This window comes from Aeromonas sp. SE22 (assembly GCF_038739755.1).
Classification (GTDB): domain Bacteria; phylum Pseudomonadota; class Gammaproteobacteria; order Enterobacterales; family Aeromonadaceae; genus Aeromonas; species Aeromonas jandaei.
On record NZ_JBCGFD010000002.1, the window covers coordinates 1 to 16,053 of the forward strand.

The following is a 16,053-nucleotide window of genomic DNA, read 5'->3' on the forward strand; positions in this document are numbered from 1 at the left end:
ACTGTAAATCTGACGGCTCTGCCTTCGAAGGTTCGAATCCTTCTCCCTCCACCATCATTCAGAAAACCCGGCCTTGTGCCGGGTTTTCGCTTTTCTGGCCCGTCCAATCCGTTATTCCTCTGCACTCCCAACCTTTAGCGCCATTTGCCTGTTGGCGCGTACGCAATAAAAACGGGAGGCCAGCGCCTCCCGTTGTTCAGTTCTCACCGCCATCAGAGTGTGAAGCGATAGAAAATATCCACCGCCTGTGCCACCCCGCTCATCGCCTGCAGATAGAGGCGTGGCAGCAGTTCGTAGCGCAGCTTGAACTCGGCGATGGGGCTGAACACCCCGACCCCGTACTGGAACTGAAGGCCCGGCAGCAGATAGGCCGACAGGGTCACCTGGGTGTTGTCGCCACTGCCTGCCGTATCGAGGGAGACATCGCTCATCCCGAGCGACTCGCCAATGCTCGACACCACCCCATTGGCCTGACTGACCGCCCCCGCCACCAGCAGGCCGTTGAAGCCACCATCTTCCCCGGTAGTTTGCAACCCTTTACCGCGCAGCAGGTAGGAGAGCTGTTCCGACTGCGCCATCTGCGGCTCGGAGTAGACATTGATCGCCGGCTTGCTGGCCGGGCCGGTCACCCGCACCCCGACCGTCACCTGCCCCTCGATGGTATCAGGGTCACGGTACGCCTCGATATTGAGGAAGGGGCGATCGAGTGGACCGGAGAAGAGGATCCGCCCCTCCTTGATGATCAGGTTCTGGCCATAGGCCTTGAAGCGACCATTGGTGAGCACCAGCTGACCATTGCCTGCCAGCGGCTTGCCCGGATCCTGACGAATATTGAGGCCGCCCGATACATCGGTCTTGAGCCCCATCGCCTCCAGCTTCACATCGTTGCCAAGGCGGATTGCCACCTTCATCGCCAGCGGCAGGCTGGTCTGCTTGGGTGGTGGGGGCAGGTCGTCATAAACCACGGTGACATCGTCAGAGACGGCGACCGCAGAGTCAGGCAGGCTCTTGACCAGAATGCGCGCCCAGGGAATATCCACCTGACCGGTCACCCGGGTCTCATCACCCAGCGAGACGGCGATATCGGGGGAGACCTTCACCCGTCCCATCCCCGGATACTGCGCCTCCAGCTCCTTGCCCTGAATGGTGAGGCTGCCGGTCACCGGCATCTTGGCCCAGCTGAGCCAGCCCCCCAGTGCCAGCGGCCCCTTGCCAACCAGCATGGAACCATCCAGCTCGGCCCGGTTGCCTTCAATCTTGAGGCGAGTCACCAGCTTGGTCAGGGTCACCATGTCGGAGTGGGTCTGCACCTCGCCATCGCTCAGATTGAGTTGGCCAAACAGCAGCGGCGCCACCAGAGTGCCATCAAAACGGGCATTCGCCGAGATAACCCCATGCAGGGAGCGCACCTCAGGAATGAGCGGGGCGAAGGTGTCGAGCTTGAGATCATCAAACTTGAGCTGGCCGCCGAGCAGACCGCGACCGGCTGGATCCCTGATCAGCAGCTTGGTATCGATATTGCCGATCTGCCTGGAGGCAAAGTCGAGACGAATGGCCGCCTGCTGCCGCTCGAAATCAAGGCCCAGCGCCAGCTGCTGGTAGTCGGTCTTGAGATCATCGGTGACAAAGGTGCCCGGCGTGGTACGCACCACCGCATGGAGGGTCGGCTGATTGCCGCGCCAGCTGGCCCGGCCGTCAGCAGAGAGCACCGCCTGCCAGCTAAAGTTGTCCGGCAACCAGGGACGCAACCGCTTGAGGTCAAATCCGGCCAGAGCAAACTCCAGCGAGCCTTGCGCTGCCGACACCTGGCTTCGTTTCACGCAGAGGCTGGCCCCTTGCGAACCGAGGCAGAGATCCCCCATCGCCACGCGCTGGCGCGGCAGATCCACATCCAGATCCCAGGGCGAGGCGAGATCCCAACGACGCAGCGGAGTTTTGAGCTTGAGCTCGGAGAGCGCGCCACGCCAGTGATCCCCGCGCATGCCGCCCGCCAGTTTGAGGTTGGCCGCAACCGGGTCACCTTTCATGGTCAGGGTCAGCTGATGCTGGTTGAAATCACCGCTCAGATTGAGCAGCAGCTGGCTCAGCTTGGTGGCCCCCTGGGTCAACTCGGCAACCGAGAGTGTCAGCTCGCCTGCGGGCTTGGCCCCCAGCGCGCCGTTGCCCTTGAGGGTAATGCCACCGAGATTGGTTCCTGCGTAGTAGAGTCGGCCGGCGGTCAGATCGGCTGCCACTCTGGGGGTCTGCTGGTTACCGCTTACCTTAACCTGCCCCTTGATATCCCCCTTCAGACCGGGATAGATGCCGCCGAGCTGGGGCGCATCGAGTGCCGCATCCAGCTGCCAGCGAGCGGGGGCTATGCTCCCCTTGGCCTGCAGCTGGTTGGGGCCACTTTGTAGCGAGAGGGTCGGGATCTGCCACTCCATCTTGTTGTTGCCGCGCAGCTCACCCTTGAGTGCCAGCGGATACTGGTTGAGCTTGCCATCGATCTTGAGCTTGGGCAGGTTGAGCTCCCAGTGGCCCGCCTCGTTCATCGCAAACCGGCTCTCCAGCTCTCCCGCCAGAGTCCCCTTGAGCTCGGGCAACAATTCGGCCGGATTGATCCCCTTGAACAGGGTCGTTCCCTGCCATTCGATCCCCTTGTTCCATGCGAGCTTGCCATCAAGTTTGAGCTCCCCCTTGAGGGCGTTGAGCTGCAAGGCGATTTTGCTGAGCCGATCCAGATCCCCCTTCCCTTCCAGCGCAACCTTGAAGGGAGGCACGTCGGTACCCTTGCCAGCGGTATTGAGGGCAAATTGATAGCCGGAGAGCTTGCCCTTGGCGGTCAGGCTCCCTTTATCCAGCCGATAGTTCGGCTCATCTTTGGCAGGCTTGTGCAACGGCCAGCCGAGGCTCTTCCAGTCGAGGGCCAGATCGAAGGGCAGATCCGGGTCGAGCGCGGCCAGAGATCCCTTGAGGTTGGCAGCCACCGGCCCCTTGGCGATCAGCGTCAGTGCCAACTTGCCAACCGAGCCACCCAAGGTCAGGGTCGCCTGCTCCCCTTGCAGCTCACCATCGAGCAGCCCCTTGCGAGCCTTGGCATCCAGCGTCACCGCCAGCGGATAGTCATCTCCCAGCCGAATATTGCCCTTGAGCGCCAGATCCGCCATGGCGTGGCGCAGCGACAGCTCGCGCACCTCAATGCGATCGCCGACGGCACTGGCAGAGAGCTGCAACTTGTCGATCCCCTCGACCAGCTCGCCCTGCTTGTATTGCACCCGAGTCGCGCTCACTCCTTCAAGCTGGATGGGGAATGGCAGATGGATGGCGGGCAGCACTATGGGTTCTGCCTTCGCTGCCTTGTCGTTGCTAGCTTTCGCTGTCTTGGGCGCCTTATCGCTGTCACCCTTGGCTTCGCTCTTTGCTACCGGGGAACTTGCGACCTTGCCGCTAGCCTGAGCCGGCGCCTTGGCTGAGGTGCTGGCAGGGGCATCAGCAATGGTCACACTCAGCTTGTCGAGCACCGGCCCGCGCACGATCAACCCCTTGCGATTGAGGGTGGCGCCGATATCGAGTGATCCCAGCGTCACGGCAACACCGGGTACCGCCAGATCGAGGTCAGCCACCTTGAGGCTGTCGACCTGAATTTTGAGGGGGAGCGGATGCCAGACAAAAGGCTCCGATGGCTCTTCCGGGGCAGGCTCCGAGTCGGCCACCTTCACCACCGGATGGGTCACTTCAAGAGATTTGATCCAGAGTTTACCCTGCAGCAGTTTGCCAAGATCCCAGTCGAGCACGGCGCGATCGACGGTGACATCCACCAGCTCATCCTGCCAACCCGCCCCTTCCAGAGTCCAGCCATAGCCAAGCTGACCCGCCACCAGCTCCCCCTTGAGGGAGGGCAGCGCCGCCCTGGCCTGTTGCCACAACCACTTGTTGCCCTGATGGGTGAATCCCAGCAGGCTGACGCCGATGAGCAGCAGGAAAATCAGCCCCATCAGCCAGAGAAAGATGCGTTTTACCCAGATCATAATTCAGGCCCCAATGCGAAATGCAGCCGCAAGGGCTTGTCCTCTTCCGATACCCCGACCGCCAGATCCAGCCTGACCTGACCGATGGGGGTCACCCAGCGCACACCGACACCGGTACCAATCTTCCACGGCTCGCTGTAGTCGTTGGTGGCGGTACCGCCATCCACAAACAGCGCTCCCAGCCACTTGTCGCTGAAGCGGTAGTTGTACTCCATGCTGGCGACGCTGGTGTAGCGGCCACCGGTCAGCTTGCCGTCCGAGCCGGTCGGCGAGATGGTCTCGTAGCCAAAGCCGCGCACCGTCTGATCACCACCGGTAAAGAAACGCAACGATGGCGGCACCAGCGAGAAGCTGTCGCCTATGATGGCCCCCTGCTCGGCACGCATCAGGAATCTGTGGTTATCCCCCAGAGTACGCAGCCATTTGCTGCGCCCCCACACCCGCATAAAGCTGATGTCGGAGCCCCAGGTGGGGTCGGAGAACTCCAGCGTCAGCTGCTGGCGATCCCCCCAGTCGGGCACCAGACCGCCGCGCACCCGCAGCCGCGACCAGGAGACACCGGGGATCAGCAGCAAGCTGTTCCCCTCGTCGGCGCCCTGGGTATAGATCTCGTTTTCCAGTCGGATAAAGACGTCACGGTCCCAGCTCTCCGGTCGCCGCGTCCAGCGGTGCACACCGACGGTCGTCAGGTCGGAGCGGGTATCGTTGTTGTCCTTGTACTGGTAACCGGTCTGGATCGAGTAGTAGTCCCGCAGCGGGTTGCCCACCGGGATCTGGTAGTCGAAGCTGAGCTCGGCCTCCGGCTGGGAGACCTTGGCGGTGGCAAAGAGGCGGTGGCCATAGCGGTTGACCCAGGGCTTCTCCCAGGTGGCGCTCATCCGCGGCCCCACATCGGTGGCGTAGCCGATACCGGTCTCGATCTCGTGATCGACCCGGTTGTCCAGCGTCACCGAGATAGGCACCCGATAGTTGCTCGCCTCGCTCAGCACCGGCTTGATATCGACCTGACGGAACAGCTTGGTGGAGGAGACATCCTGCGACATCTCGGCCAGACGAATGGCGAGATAGGGGTCACCGCTCTTGATGTTGATAAGCGGCCGAATAAGATGGAGCGCCTCGGGGGTGGCGTCGTAGCGGATCTCGCCAAAGTGGTAGCGATGGCCTGACTGGAAGAGGATGTAGATCTCCGCCGTCCCCTTGTCCGGGAACACCTTGACCTGACTCTTGCCCAGCTTGGCATCGAAGTAACCGCGGGCCAGCCCGAGGCTGCCCAGATCCGCCTTGATCGACTCATATTTGGCATGGTTGAGGGGGTCACCCTCTTTGAGCGGCAACTGATCGAGCAGGGCGCTGTAGACCTCGTCGCTGCCGGCATCCCCCTCCAGCAGAATATCGAGGCGCGAGACGATGACCGGTTCCCCCTTGTCCACCTCAATCATCACTTTGGACGGGGCTTTCTTGTCGCGGCTCAGGGTGATCTTGGGCTGGTAGTAGCCATACACCTGCAGCGCCTTTTGCACGCTCTCGGTGATTTTGGCGCGAGCCGGGCGGTATTGCCGCTCCTGATAGACGGGCAAGGCGTTGAGGTAGGCTTCAACGTTATCCTTGTTCTCCCCTTTCAACCCCTTGACCTGATAGGTGAGCTTGGCAGCCAGTGCGGGGGTGGCCATCAGCGACAACATAAGGCCCAACCCGAGCACCAGGAGGCTACGTCGAAGGGCTGAGCCAAAGAGCGAACTCCCTGTCAGCAGGGACGGATTGCATCCTGTCAAAGGTCAATATTCCTGAAAATTGGTTAAGATGGCGGAGCGGCTCACGGCACATCGGAAGCAGAGAAACGGAGCACCCCAGCAATTGCGAGCCCTATCCTAACATAGGCACCGGCTGGCAACAGTGCGGCACCCGTGGCAAATTCACCATATCTTTTAAGATGTTGGATACAAACCAACCATAAAAGTCATTTCCATAAAGACAAAACAGTCGGCAGCAGGCTCCCCGTCCCGCATGACGCCATCCCCATAGGGACATAATCCAATTCATGCTCCATTCTCTGCGGCCACGATAAACCGCTTGAGACACGACAGAGGTTGTCGGAAGCGCAGATGCTGGTCACGATCCTCGGCTCCACGCCGACCTCCGCCACAACTGGGATTTATGCGTGGTTAAGAAATGCTCGTTCAGGGCAATCGAATTATCCCGCTCCCCTTGCCGCCCCCCCTGCCCCACACTTGAATTCAGCAATTTAAAGGAGACACATCATGCATGCACGTAGCGAACAGATGGCTGACTATATTGCCGATCGTCTCGAGTTCATCACCTTTCTCGCCTGTTGCAGCGCCCTGCTGGCCCTGCTGACCGGCATGAGTGGCCAGCAGGCGCTGGCCTTTACCGCCCTCAACCTGCCGTTTGGTCTCGGGATCTTGCTGGCCATGGCACTGCTGGCACCGCTGCCCGCTTACTGGCGCCTGCCGGGGATCACCCTGCTGCTGGCAGCCGGCGCCCTGATGACCCTGCAACTGGGCGGCGAGTGGCTCAATCCGCTGGCCATCTGGAGCCTCTACGCCCTGCTCGGGCTGGAGATAATCTGGCAGGCACGGCCCAAAGCTGCTCTGGCGGCTGACGGACGCGGCCAATTGAGGTAACCTTGCGCCCCCGATTTGCCAACCCCAATACCCGAGGAGCGCCCGATGAAAAAAGCCTGTGCCCAGCACATTCTGGTCAAGACCGAAAAACAGTGTCTGGAGATCAAGGAGAAGATCGAAAAGGGCGCCGACTTCGGCCAGATGGCCAAGCGTTTTTCCACCTGTGCCTCTGCCAAACGCTGCGGCGATCTGGGGGAGTTCAACAAGGGGGATATGGTCAAACCCTTTGACGATGCGGTATTCAAGGGCGAGCTGCTCAAGGTACTGGGGCCGGTGCGCACCAAGTTTGGCTTCCACCTTATCAAGGTGCTCTATCGCAACTGATCCATCCCGTCATAGCGACCCAATCCCCTTCCAGCGAGGCCCGTTTGCAACGGGCCTCGCGCTGTTTTACCGTCTCCCTTGACTCATGGGCCAAAAGCCCCCTGAGCCCATACGAATTTACTAACGTTATCAGGCTATTAAGTTTATTCTTCTCGGCACGTTCCGCACTTCGAGGATGGATCCCGCGCTATGCCCAGCTTATACAGGTGGCCACTGCTGGCCTGGTTGCTCCCTTTGGCAGGGGCTCTTGGCAGCCGCTTTCATCTCTGGCCCTGGTGGCTCGGGTTCACCCTCTGCCTGCTTGGCGCCATCATCTCTCTGGTGTTGCTGGTGCGCCTGCCCTGGTGCCGCAGCCGACACGCCAATGGCTGGGGCGCCGTGCCGCTGCTGTTGCCTCTGGCCTTTGTGATACAGGCGCTGCGCGTACCGCTGGTCAACGATGTCAGTACGGATCCTTACAACCCGCCCCTGTTGCGCTGGGCCAGCGAGCTCAGAACGGCGCAGGATCTGCCGATTAATCCGGCTCCGTTGAAAGCATTTGAGGGTAAACCCGGTCCTCTCTATACCAGGGCCTCCCCAGCCGAAGTGATCACCGAGGCCCACGCCCTGATGGAGCAGCTCGGCTGGCAGGTGCGGCCAAGCCCTGATGGCCTCGATGCAGTGGCCACCACCGGCTGGTTCGGTTTTCAAGATGATGTGGCACTGCGAGTCTTTGTCGGCCCCAGCGAAACCCGCATCGATATGCGCTCCGCCTCCCGTCAGGGGCAGAGCGACCTGGGTACCAACCGGGCACGGATCGAGGATTTTCTGATCCGCCTCAACGAGCGGTTGGGTCAGGCCTACAAACCCAATTTGAAGCAATAAGAAGGTCAGCAATGCGCGTCGAGGTGAAACCCGACCGGGAATATGCCTGGTTTATCCGCCCCTTTTTCTGGCTGCAACAACGCAACTACGGTCAGGTGCTCATCCCGGGCAAGTGCTGGGGCCGCTCGCCGCGCCTGTTTGCCGCCGTCGCCACCCTCTATGGCGTCATCAACCGCAAGCGCTCTCCCATCGATCCCGTACTGCGCTCTCTGGTGACGGTGCGGGTCTCCCAGCTCAACTGGTGCCGCTTTTGTGTCGACATCAACGCCATGACCCTCATCAAGCGCGCTGGCTCCAGCGAGAAGGTGGAGGCGCTAGCCAACTGGCGCGAAAGCCCGCTTTTCGACGAGCGGGAGCGCGCCGTGCTCGACTACACCGAGGCGATGACGGGTCTCGATGGGGTCAGCGATGAGCAGGCCGCCCGCCTCAAGCCCTGGTTTGACGACGACGCCATGGTGGAACTAACCGGTCTTATCGCCTTCCAGAACATGTCGGCCAAGTTCAACGCCGCCCTCGATATCGCCCCGCAGGGATTCTGCCAACTGCCTGTGCAGCCAGTGCGTCCGCAACCGGATAGCAAGGACGCCTGATGAGAGGCTCCCGCCTGCTGCTGGTGCTGGTGATGGGCTGCCTCATCGGCGCCTTTTTCGCCTTCGACCTTGGTCACTACCTGAGCCTGCCCCAGCTGCAGGCCCGCCAGGCCGAGCTGGCCGCCCTGGTCGATCGCCATTTCGTCAGCGCCGCCCTGCTGTTCGTCGCCGTCTATGTGGTAAGCACCGCCCTCTCCCTGCCCGGTGCCAGCCTGCTCACCCTGGCCGGCAGCGCCGTGTTCGGCGTTGTCTGGGGGCTGCTGCTGGTCTCCTTTGCCAGCAGCATTGGCGCGACCCTGGCCTTTCTCAGTGCCCGCTTTCTGCTGCGCGACTGGGTCGAACGGCGCTTTGGCGACATGCTGGCCAACTTGCAGGCCGGCATGCAGAAGGAAGGGGCGCTTTATCTGCTGAGCCTGCGCCTCATCCCCATCTTCCCCTTCTTTCTGGTCAACCTGCTGATGGGGCTCACCCCCATCAGAGTCAGCACCTACTACTGGGTGAGCCAGCTTGGCATGCTACCCGGCACCTTCGTCTACGTGCTGGCAGGCAGCGAGCTTGCCAACCTCACCAGCACCGGCAATATCCTCTCCCCCGGACTGATGGTGGCACTGACCCTGCTCGGTCTGATGCCGATGCTGCTCAAGGGCCTGCAGCGGCGCCTCGCCCTGCATCGGCTGCACGCCCCCTACCGCAAGCCGACCCGCTATGACTACAACCTGCTGGTGATTGGCGCCGGAGCCGGCGGTCTCGTGACCAGCTATATCGCCGCAGCGGTGAAGGCCAAGGTGGCGCTCATCGAGAAGCACAAGATGGGCGGCGATTGCCTCAACAACGGCTGCGTCCCCTCCAAGGCGCTGATCCGAAGTGCCCGCTTTGCCGCCGAACAGCGCCGGGCCAGTGAACTGGGCTTTGGCCCAAGCCAGACCTGCGCAGATTTCGCTGCCGTGATGGAGCGGGTCGCACGCGTCATCAAGGAGGTCGAACCCCACGACTCCATCGAGCGCTATCAGGGGCTGGGGGTGGAGTGTATCGAAGGGGAGGCTCGGCTGGTCTCCCCCTGGGAGGTGGAGGTGAACGGCCAACGCCTTGCCAGCCGTCATATCGTTATCGCCACCGGCGCCCGGCCGCTGGTGCCCAGGCTGCCGGGCCTTGAACAGGTACCTTGGCTCACCTCCGACACCCTCTGGCAACTGCGCACTGCGCCGTGCCAGTTGCTGGTGCTGGGCGGCGGCCCCATCGGCTGCGAGCTGGCCCAGAGTTTTGCCCTGCTTGGGGTGCCCGTGACCCTGGTAGAGCTCTCGGGTCAGCTGCTGCCCCGCGAAGAGCAGGAGGTGGCCGAGCTGCTGGCGGAACAGCTGGCCCACGACGGCGTACGGGTGCTCACCGGCTGGCGCGCCGAGCGAGCCGACTATCTGCCTGCGGCTGAGGGAGATCTCCCCATCCGGCTGCAACTGCGTCGGGGCGACGAGACACAGGTGGTGGAAGGGGATCAACTGCTGCTGGCGCTGGGTCGGGTCGCCAATGTGAGCGGCTTCGGGCTCGAGGAGTTGGGGGTCGAGCTTGCCCCGCGCGGCACGGTGGCGGTCGATGGCTTTCTTGCCACCAACTACCCCAGCATTCTGGCAGTGGGGGACGTAGCGGGCCCTTACCAGCTCACCCATGCCGCCGCCCATCAGGGCTGGTACGCCGCGGTCAATGCCCTGTTCAGCCCGTTCAAGCGTTTTCGGGCCGACTATCGGGTCATGCCGGCCGCCATCTACACCACGCCAGAAATCGCCCGGGTCGGCCTCAACCAGAAAGAGGCCAGGGCGCAGGGCATCCCCTTCGAACTGACCCGTTTCGCGCTGGCCGAGCTGGACAGAGCCATCGCCGATGGCGAGCGTCAGGGCTTTATCGAGGTGCTCACCGTACCCGGCAAGGATCAGATCCTGGGTGCCACCATAGTGGGCACTCACGCCGGCGAGCGGATCGCCGAGTTCGTACTCGCCATGCGCCACCGTCTGGGCCTTGGCAAGATCCTCGCCACCATTCACGCCTACCCCACCCTGATGGAGGGGAACAAGTATCTGGCGGGCGAGTGGCGACGGGCCCGTCAGCCCGCCACTCTGCTGGCGCTGCTGACCCGTTATCACCGCTGGCGCCGCGGCGCCTGACAATCAGGGAAACGTTTATGCTCAAGCCATTCTCACTGCTCGGCTCACACCTCAACTCGCACCGCAGCTCTCGGCTCAAACAGCGGCTTAACGCCCTGCTGTGCACCCTGCCCCTGCTGGCCAGCGGCCCGCTGTTAGCCACCCCTGATGACAACTGGCAACAGACCCTTGAGGAGGCGAAGGGGCAGACCGTCTACTTCAACGCCTGGGGCGGCAGCCCGGAGATCAACGCTTATCTGGTGTGGGCCGGGCAGGAGCTGGCACGCGACTATCAGGTCAAGCTGGTGCAGGTGAAGGTGGATGACATCGCCCAGAGCGTCAGCCAGCTGTTGGCCAACAAGCAGGCAGGCAAGCAAACTGGCGGCCCCATCGACCTGCTCTGGGTCAACGGCGAGAACTTCAAGGCGCTCAAGGAGCAGGGGCTGCTCGGTGCCCCCTTTACCCGGGAGCTCCCCAACATGGCGCGGGTAGACAACAACCTGCCGGTGAGTGAGGACTTCACCTTGCCGGTGGAAGGGCTGGAAGCCCCCTGGGGCATCGGCCAGCTCAATCTGATGGTCGACACCGAAGAGGTCACCAGCCCCCCCACATCAGCTGCAACCCTGCTTGCGTGGGCCAAGGCCCACCCCGGCCGCTTCACCTATCCCAAGCCGCCCCAGTTTCACGGCTCCAGCTTTCTCAAGCAGATCTTGCTGGAGCTGACGCCGGATCCCGCCCCTCTCTATCGGGAGGCGACCGATGCCGAGTTCATCAGGATTACAGCCCCGCTCTGGGCCTGGCTCGATGAGCTGCATCCGGCACTCTGGCGCAAGGGCAAGCTGTTTCCGGCCAGCGCCGCCGAAACCCGCCAGCTGCTCGATGATGGCGAGCTGGCGATGGCCATCAGCTTCAACCCGCAGGAGGCGCAGAGCGCCGCCCAGATTGGCGCCCTGCCCCCCAGCATCGAGGCGGTCGCCATGGCAAAGGGGTCGCTCACCAACAGCCACTTTCTCGCCATCCCCTTCAACGCCAACGCCCGTGCGGGGGCCAAGGTGGTCGCCAACTTCCTGCTAAGCCCTGCCGCTCAGGCGCGAAAGGCCGACCCGGCGTACTGGGGTGATCCCAGCGTGCTACGCAGCGATGCCCTGCCGGACCCCGCCAAGGGACAACCGGCTCTGCGCTTCAAGGCCGTGGCAGAGCCCCACCCCAGCTGGCAGCTCAAGCTCGAAGCCGCCTGGGCCGAGCGCTACGGCCACTGATGAGCCGGTTTGGCTACGCTCCCCTCGGTTGGCGCCCCCTGTTCACCGCAGGGTGTGCTCTGGTTTTTGGCCTTCCGCTGCTGGCGGGGGGCTGGCTGCTGCTGGCTGAGGGGCTGACCCGACCTCATCTGCAATTGCTGCTGGCCCAACCGGGCCTCTGGCACTCAGCACTGCTGAGCCTATGGATTGGCGCCGCCTCGACCCTGCTCAGCCTGCTGCTGACCGCCCTGCTGCTGGCCCACAGTGACAACCGGGCCTTCGGCTGGCTGCGTCGGTTGCTCTCGCCATTGCTGGCGCTGCCCCATGTCGCCTTTGCCATCGGCTTTGCCTTTCTGCTCGCCCCCTCCGGCTGGTTGCTGCGCCTGCTCTCGCCGACCCTCACCGGATTTGAACTGCCTCCCGACTGGCAGACCCTGCGCGATCCCGCCGGACTCGGGCTCATCCTCGCCTTGACCCTCAAGGAGACCCCCTTCCTGCTGCTGATGGCACTCGGTGCGCAAGACCCCGCCAGGGTGGCACGCCAGCAGTGGCTGGGGGCGAGCCTTGGCTTTAGCGCCCCACAGATCTGGTGGCGCCTGCTGCTGCCGGCGCTGTGGCCCGCCCTGCGCCTGCCCATCTATGCGGTGGCCGCCTACGGGGTGGCGGTGGTGGATCTGGCCCAACTGCTCGGGCCCGATGCCCCCGCCCCGCTGGCCGTTCGCCTGTGGCTCTGGTATCAGGACCCGGATCTGGTCTGGCGCGGCGCCACCGCCAGCGGCGCCCTGCTGCTGCTCGCCATCACGGCGCTGCTGCTGGCCCTGCTGCGACTGCTGGAGCTGGCCCATCGAACCCTTGGCAAACCCGGCTGGCTCGATGGCAGGCGAGCAAACCCAAGCGCTCTTGGCCGCACCCTTGCCACGGGTAGCGTGGTTACCCTGATCACCATCAATCTGGCGGTGCTGGGGGCGCTGCTGCTCTGGTCACTGGCACGGCGCTGGCCCTTTCCCGCCCTCTGGCCGAGCCAGTGGAGCGGCCGTTATTGGCTCGACCTATTGCCGACTCTGTCGCCGCTGCTGGCCAGCAGCATCCTGCTGGCGCTGGCGAGCGGGGCGATAGGGCTGGCGATGGCAGTGCTGAGTCTGGAGGCACAGGCGGGCCGTCGCCCCTGGCCGCTCTGGCTCATCTGCCTGCCGCTGCTGCTGCCGCAGGCCAGCCTGCTGTTCGGCATCCGGCTCGGGGTGGACTGGTTCAGTCTCGGATGGGGGGGCGATGGCATCGGCTGGAGCTGGGTGCTCTGGAGCCAGCTGCTGTTTGTCTCTCCCTATGTCTATCTCTGCCTGCACGGCCCCTATCGCCAGTTCGATCCGCGGATCACCCAAAGCGCCCTGCTGCTGGGGGCAACCCCGTGGCGAGCCTGGTGGCAGGTCAAAGCGCCGCTGCTGGCGCGTCCGCTGCTGTTTGCCTTTGCGGTGGGGGCTGCGGTGAGCCTCGCCCAATACCTGCCGACCCTGCTGTTTGGCGCAGGCCGGGTGGTCACCATCACCACCGAGGCAGTGGCCATCGGCAGCGGCCTCAACCGGCGGCTGGCGGGCCTCTACGGCCTGCTGCAACTGCTGCTGCCGCTCGTTATCTATCTGCTGGCGCTCTGGTTGCCGGCGCAACTCAATCCGGCGCTCAAGGGGGCAGCTCACGATGAACTCTCATGATGGAAACAGCCATATGCTGAGCACCACGCCTCTTCGACTTTATCTTGATAAAAATCTGCTGCTCTCACTGCCCGCCCTGCAGGTGGCGCCGGGCGAGGTGTTGACCCTGATGGGGCCCAGCGGCTGTGGCAAGAGCTCGCTGTTGGCGGCGCTGGCGGGGGTACTGCCCGCAAGCGGCCCGATCCGGCTGGAGGGGGACGTGATCCTTGGCGAGCGCCGGCTCACCCATCTGCCGCCCCAGACGCGGCGCATCGGCATGCTGTTTCAGGATGATCTGCTGTTCGACCACCTGACGGTGGCGGAGAACCTGATGTTTGGCATGCCGGCCAGCGTGAAAGGGCACAGGGCACGGCGGGAAAAGGCGGTGGCTACGCTGGCGCAGGTGGATTTGACCAGTCAGGCGGACAAGCTGCCGGGGGCGCTCTCCGGCGGCCAGAAAGCACGCGTCAGCCTGCTGCGGGCGCTGCTGGCCGAGCCCGAGGCATTGCTGCTGGACGAGCCCTTCTCCCGCCTCGACAAGCCGCTGCGGGCCGCCTTTCGCGAACTGGTGTTCGCCCAGATCAAGGCACTGGCCATCCCCGCCATTCTGGTGACCCACGACGAAGAGGACGCGCCAGGCACCATACTCCAGCTCACCGAATCCCGTTTTTGACCGAGGAGTTCACCTTGTTTGACCGCCACCTGATCCCCGTTATCCGCAGCCCCCTCACTCGGCTCGCCAAACCGCTCTGCCGCGCCGGGGTCAGCGCCAACCAGATAAGCCTCACCGGCTTTGCCATCGGTATGCTGGCGCTGCCGCTGCTGGCCTTTGGCTGCTATCAGTGGGCGCTCGCGGCCATCCTGCTCAACCGGCTGCTGGACGGGCTCGACGGCGCCGTGGCGCGGGAGACCGGCATCACCGACTGCGGCGGCTTCCTCGACATCACGCTCGATTTCATCTTCTACGCCGCCGTGGTGCTGGGCTTTGCCCTAGCCACCCCCGCCAATGCGCTGCCCGCCGCCACCCTGCTGTTTGCCTTCATGGGCACAGGGTCGAGCTTTCTGGCGTTTGCCATCATGGCGGGCAAGCGGGGCATCGACAATCCGGTCTATCACCACAAGTCTCTCTACTATCTGGGCGGCCTCACCGAGGGGAGCGAGACCATCGCCCTGTTCGTGCTGATGTGCCTGTGGCCCGCCGCCTTCGCCCCGCTCGCCTACGGCTTTGCCCTGCTCTGCGCCATCACCACCCTGACCCGGCTCTGGAGCGGTTACCACACGCTGCGCCCCCACCAGCGCTAACCAGTGCAGCCCTCACCGAAGGGTTAATCCATCATGCGATGAATTGACGATGGGTGCAGCACACGGAACACTTGCGCCCGGATGACAATGTTTTACCATGGCGGCACTTTTATCAGTCTCCTTGAGAACCCTATGCGTCGCCTTGCCTCTCTTCTCACTCTGTCGTTGTTTCCTCTGCTCGGTGGCTGCAGCAGCACGCCGGCTGCCAAGCCCGTGGTCGTCCCCCAACCCAAGAGCGCCTTCATCAACCAGACGCCGTCGCGCAGCCCCGTTTACAGCCAGGGGGTGAGCAAAGGGGACTTCGCCAATCGCACCAATGTGGACAGATTCGTCCAGAAGATGGTCGAGAAGCACGGTTTTGACAGCGCCCAGCTGCATCAGGTACTGGCGCAGGCAGAGCGCTACGACTGGATCATCCGTCTGATGGATGCCCAGGCGCCGACCACCAGCAAACCGACCGGCCCGACCGGCGCCTGGAACCGCTACCGCGCCAAGTTCATCACTCCGGATAACGTACAGAACGGCGTCAACTTCTGGCGCGAATACGCGAGCGAACTCAATCGGGCGGAGCAGATCTACGGAGTGCCGCCCGAGATCATCGTCGGCATTATCGGGGTCGAGACCCGCTGGGGCCGGGTGATGGGCAAGACCCGCATTCTGGATGCGCTGGCCACCCTGGCGTTTGATTACCCGCGCCGCGCCGAGTTCTTCACCAGCGAACTGGAAGCCTTCCTGGTGATGACCCGCGATGAGGGAATGGACCCCACCGAACCCAAGGGCTCCTACGCCGGTGCCATGGGCTACGGCCAGTTCATGCCCTCCAGCTTCCAGCGCTATGCGGTGGACTTTGACGGCAACGGCCACACCAACCTGTGGGATCCGGTGGATGCCATCGGCAGCGTCGCCAACTACTTCAAGGCCCACGGCTGGGAGAAAGGGCAACCGGTGGCGGTGCGTGGTCAGGGCCAGCTGCCCGGCTATGAGCACGGCTTCCAGACCCGCTACCCGGTCGCCTCCCTGCGCCGCGCCGGGCTCACCCCCACCAGCAGCCTTGGCAACCACAGCGAGGCGAGCCTGCTGCGCCTCGATGTCGGCACCGGCTACCAATACTGGTACGGTCTGCCCAACTTCTACGCCATCACCCGCTACAACCACAGCACCCACTACGCCATGGCGGTGTGGCAGCTGGGGCTGGCGGTGAAGGCGGCGCGCTGACAAACCGCGATCAGCAGATAAAAAAAGGAGCCTTAACGGCTCCTTTTTTTA

General features: G+C 63.5%; 12 protein-coding genes. 10 read left to right on the top strand and 2 right to left on the bottom strand.

Translation table 11 applies throughout. The annotated features are described in order from the left end of the window. Positions 1-212 precede the first annotated feature (212 nt). Positions 213-4,010, bottom strand: a complete 3,798-nt coding sequence (gene tamB / locus AAHA39_RS03855) for an autotransporter assembly complex protein TamB (RefSeq protein WP_320657048.1) — start codon at positions 4,008-4,010, stop codon at positions 213-215. Beyond that, positions 4,007-5,782: an autotransporter assembly complex protein TamA gene (gene tamA / locus AAHA39_RS03860; protein WP_156852130.1), complete on the bottom strand. Its 1,776-nt coding sequence runs from the start codon at positions 5,780-5,782 to the stop codon at positions 4,007-4,009. Before tamA ends, tamB begins: the two co-directional genes overlap by 4 nt. A gap of 486 nt (positions 5,783-6,268) precedes the next feature. Here tamA and AAHA39_RS03865 point away from each other — a divergent pair, with 486 nt between their 5' ends. From AAHA39_RS03865 to mltB, 10 genes are all read left to right on the top strand, one after another. After that, the gene (locus AAHA39_RS03865) at positions 6,269-6,652 is read left to right on the top strand and encodes a hypothetical protein (RefSeq protein WP_041208422.1); all 384 of its coding nucleotides are present in this window, start codon (positions 6,269-6,271) and stop codon (positions 6,650-6,652) included. Positions 6,653-6,697: 45 nt separating this feature from the next. Next, positions 6,698-6,976, top strand: coding sequence for a peptidylprolyl isomerase (locus AAHA39_RS03870; protein WP_042032429.1), 279 nt, complete (start codon positions 6,698-6,700; stop codon positions 6,974-6,976). Positions 6,977-7,165: 189 nt separating this feature from the next. Then, positions 7,166-7,840 (top strand): DUF1499 domain-containing protein, encoded by a 675-nt coding sequence (locus AAHA39_RS03875; RefSeq protein WP_203131176.1) that lies wholly within the window; start codon positions 7,166-7,168, stop codon positions 7,838-7,840. 11 nt (positions 7,841-7,851) lie between these two features. Then, a complete protein-coding gene (locus tag AAHA39_RS03880) occupies positions 7,852-8,430 on the top strand; it encodes a carboxymuconolactone decarboxylase family protein (protein ID WP_255936506.1) in 579 nt (192 codons plus the stop codon). Beyond that, positions 8,430-10,583, top strand: a complete 2,154-nt coding sequence (locus AAHA39_RS03885; protein WP_320657049.1) for an FAD-dependent oxidoreductase — start codon at positions 8,430-8,432, stop codon at positions 10,581-10,583. Before AAHA39_RS03880 ends, AAHA39_RS03885 begins: the two co-directional genes overlap by 1 nt. Before the next feature lie 17 nt (positions 10,584-10,600). Beyond that, complete coding sequence (locus AAHA39_RS03890; protein WP_320657050.1) at positions 10,601-11,821, top strand: ABC transporter substrate-binding protein; 1,221 nt, start codon at positions 10,601-10,603, stop codon at positions 11,819-11,821. Next, on the top strand, positions 11,821-13,506 hold the full coding sequence (locus tag AAHA39_RS03895; RefSeq protein WP_320657051.1) for an ABC transporter permease: 1,686 nt from the start codon (positions 11,821-11,823) through the stop codon (positions 13,504-13,506). Before AAHA39_RS03890 ends, AAHA39_RS03895 begins: the two co-directional genes overlap by 1 nt. Before the next feature lie 13 nt (positions 13,507-13,519). Further along, positions 13,520-14,158 (top strand): ATP-binding cassette domain-containing protein, encoded by a 639-nt coding sequence (locus AAHA39_RS03900; protein ID WP_320657052.1) that lies wholly within the window; start codon positions 13,520-13,522, stop codon positions 14,156-14,158. A gap of 14 nt (positions 14,159-14,172) precedes the next feature. Next, positions 14,173-14,787, top strand: a complete 615-nt coding sequence (locus tag AAHA39_RS03905) for a CDP-alcohol phosphatidyltransferase family protein (protein ID WP_320657053.1) — start codon at positions 14,173-14,175, stop codon at positions 14,785-14,787. Between the two features lie 132 nt (positions 14,788-14,919). Next, positions 14,920-16,002 carry a lytic murein transglycosylase B gene (gene mltB, locus AAHA39_RS03910; protein ID WP_033113474.1) on the top strand — a complete coding sequence of 361 codons (1,083 nt, stop codon included), beginning with the start codon at positions 14,920-14,922 and terminating at the stop codon, positions 16,000-16,002. Positions 16,003-16,053: the final 51 nt, after the last annotated feature.

What these genes read in the sequence shown, in the direction of transcription:
- tamB (WP_320657048.1), bottom strand. Translation starts at nt 4,010, where the DNA reads ATGATCTGGGTAAAACGCATCTTTCTCTGGCTGATGGGGCTGATTTTC.
- AAHA39_RS03865 (WP_041208422.1), top strand. Translation starts at nt 6,269, where the DNA reads ATGCATGCACGTAGCGAACAGATGGCTGACTATATTGCCGATCGTCTC.
- AAHA39_RS03870 (WP_042032429.1), top strand. Translation starts at nt 6,698, where the DNA reads ATGAAAAAAGCCTGTGCCCAGCACATTCTGGTCAAGACCGAAAAACAG.
- AAHA39_RS03875 (WP_203131176.1), top strand. Translation starts at nt 7,166, where the DNA reads ATGCCCAGCTTATACAGGTGGCCACTGCTGGCCTGGTTGCTCCCTTTG.
- AAHA39_RS03880 (WP_255936506.1), top strand. Translation starts at nt 7,852, where the DNA reads ATGCGCGTCGAGGTGAAACCCGACCGGGAATATGCCTGGTTTATCCGC.
- AAHA39_RS03885 (WP_320657049.1), top strand. Translation starts at nt 8,430, where the DNA reads ATGAGAGGCTCCCGCCTGCTGCTGGTGCTGGTGATGGGCTGCCTCATC.
- AAHA39_RS03890 (WP_320657050.1), top strand. Translation starts at nt 10,601, where the DNA reads ATGCTCAAGCCATTCTCACTGCTCGGCTCACACCTCAACTCGCACCGC.
- AAHA39_RS03895 (WP_320657051.1), top strand. Translation starts at nt 11,821, where the DNA reads ATGAGCCGGTTTGGCTACGCTCCCCTCGGTTGGCGCCCCCTGTTCACC.
- AAHA39_RS03900 (WP_320657052.1), top strand. Translation starts at nt 13,520, where the DNA reads ATGCTGAGCACCACGCCTCTTCGACTTTATCTTGATAAAAATCTGCTG.
- mltB (WP_033113474.1), top strand. Translation starts at nt 14,920, where the DNA reads ATGCGTCGCCTTGCCTCTCTTCTCACTCTGTCGTTGTTTCCTCTGCTC.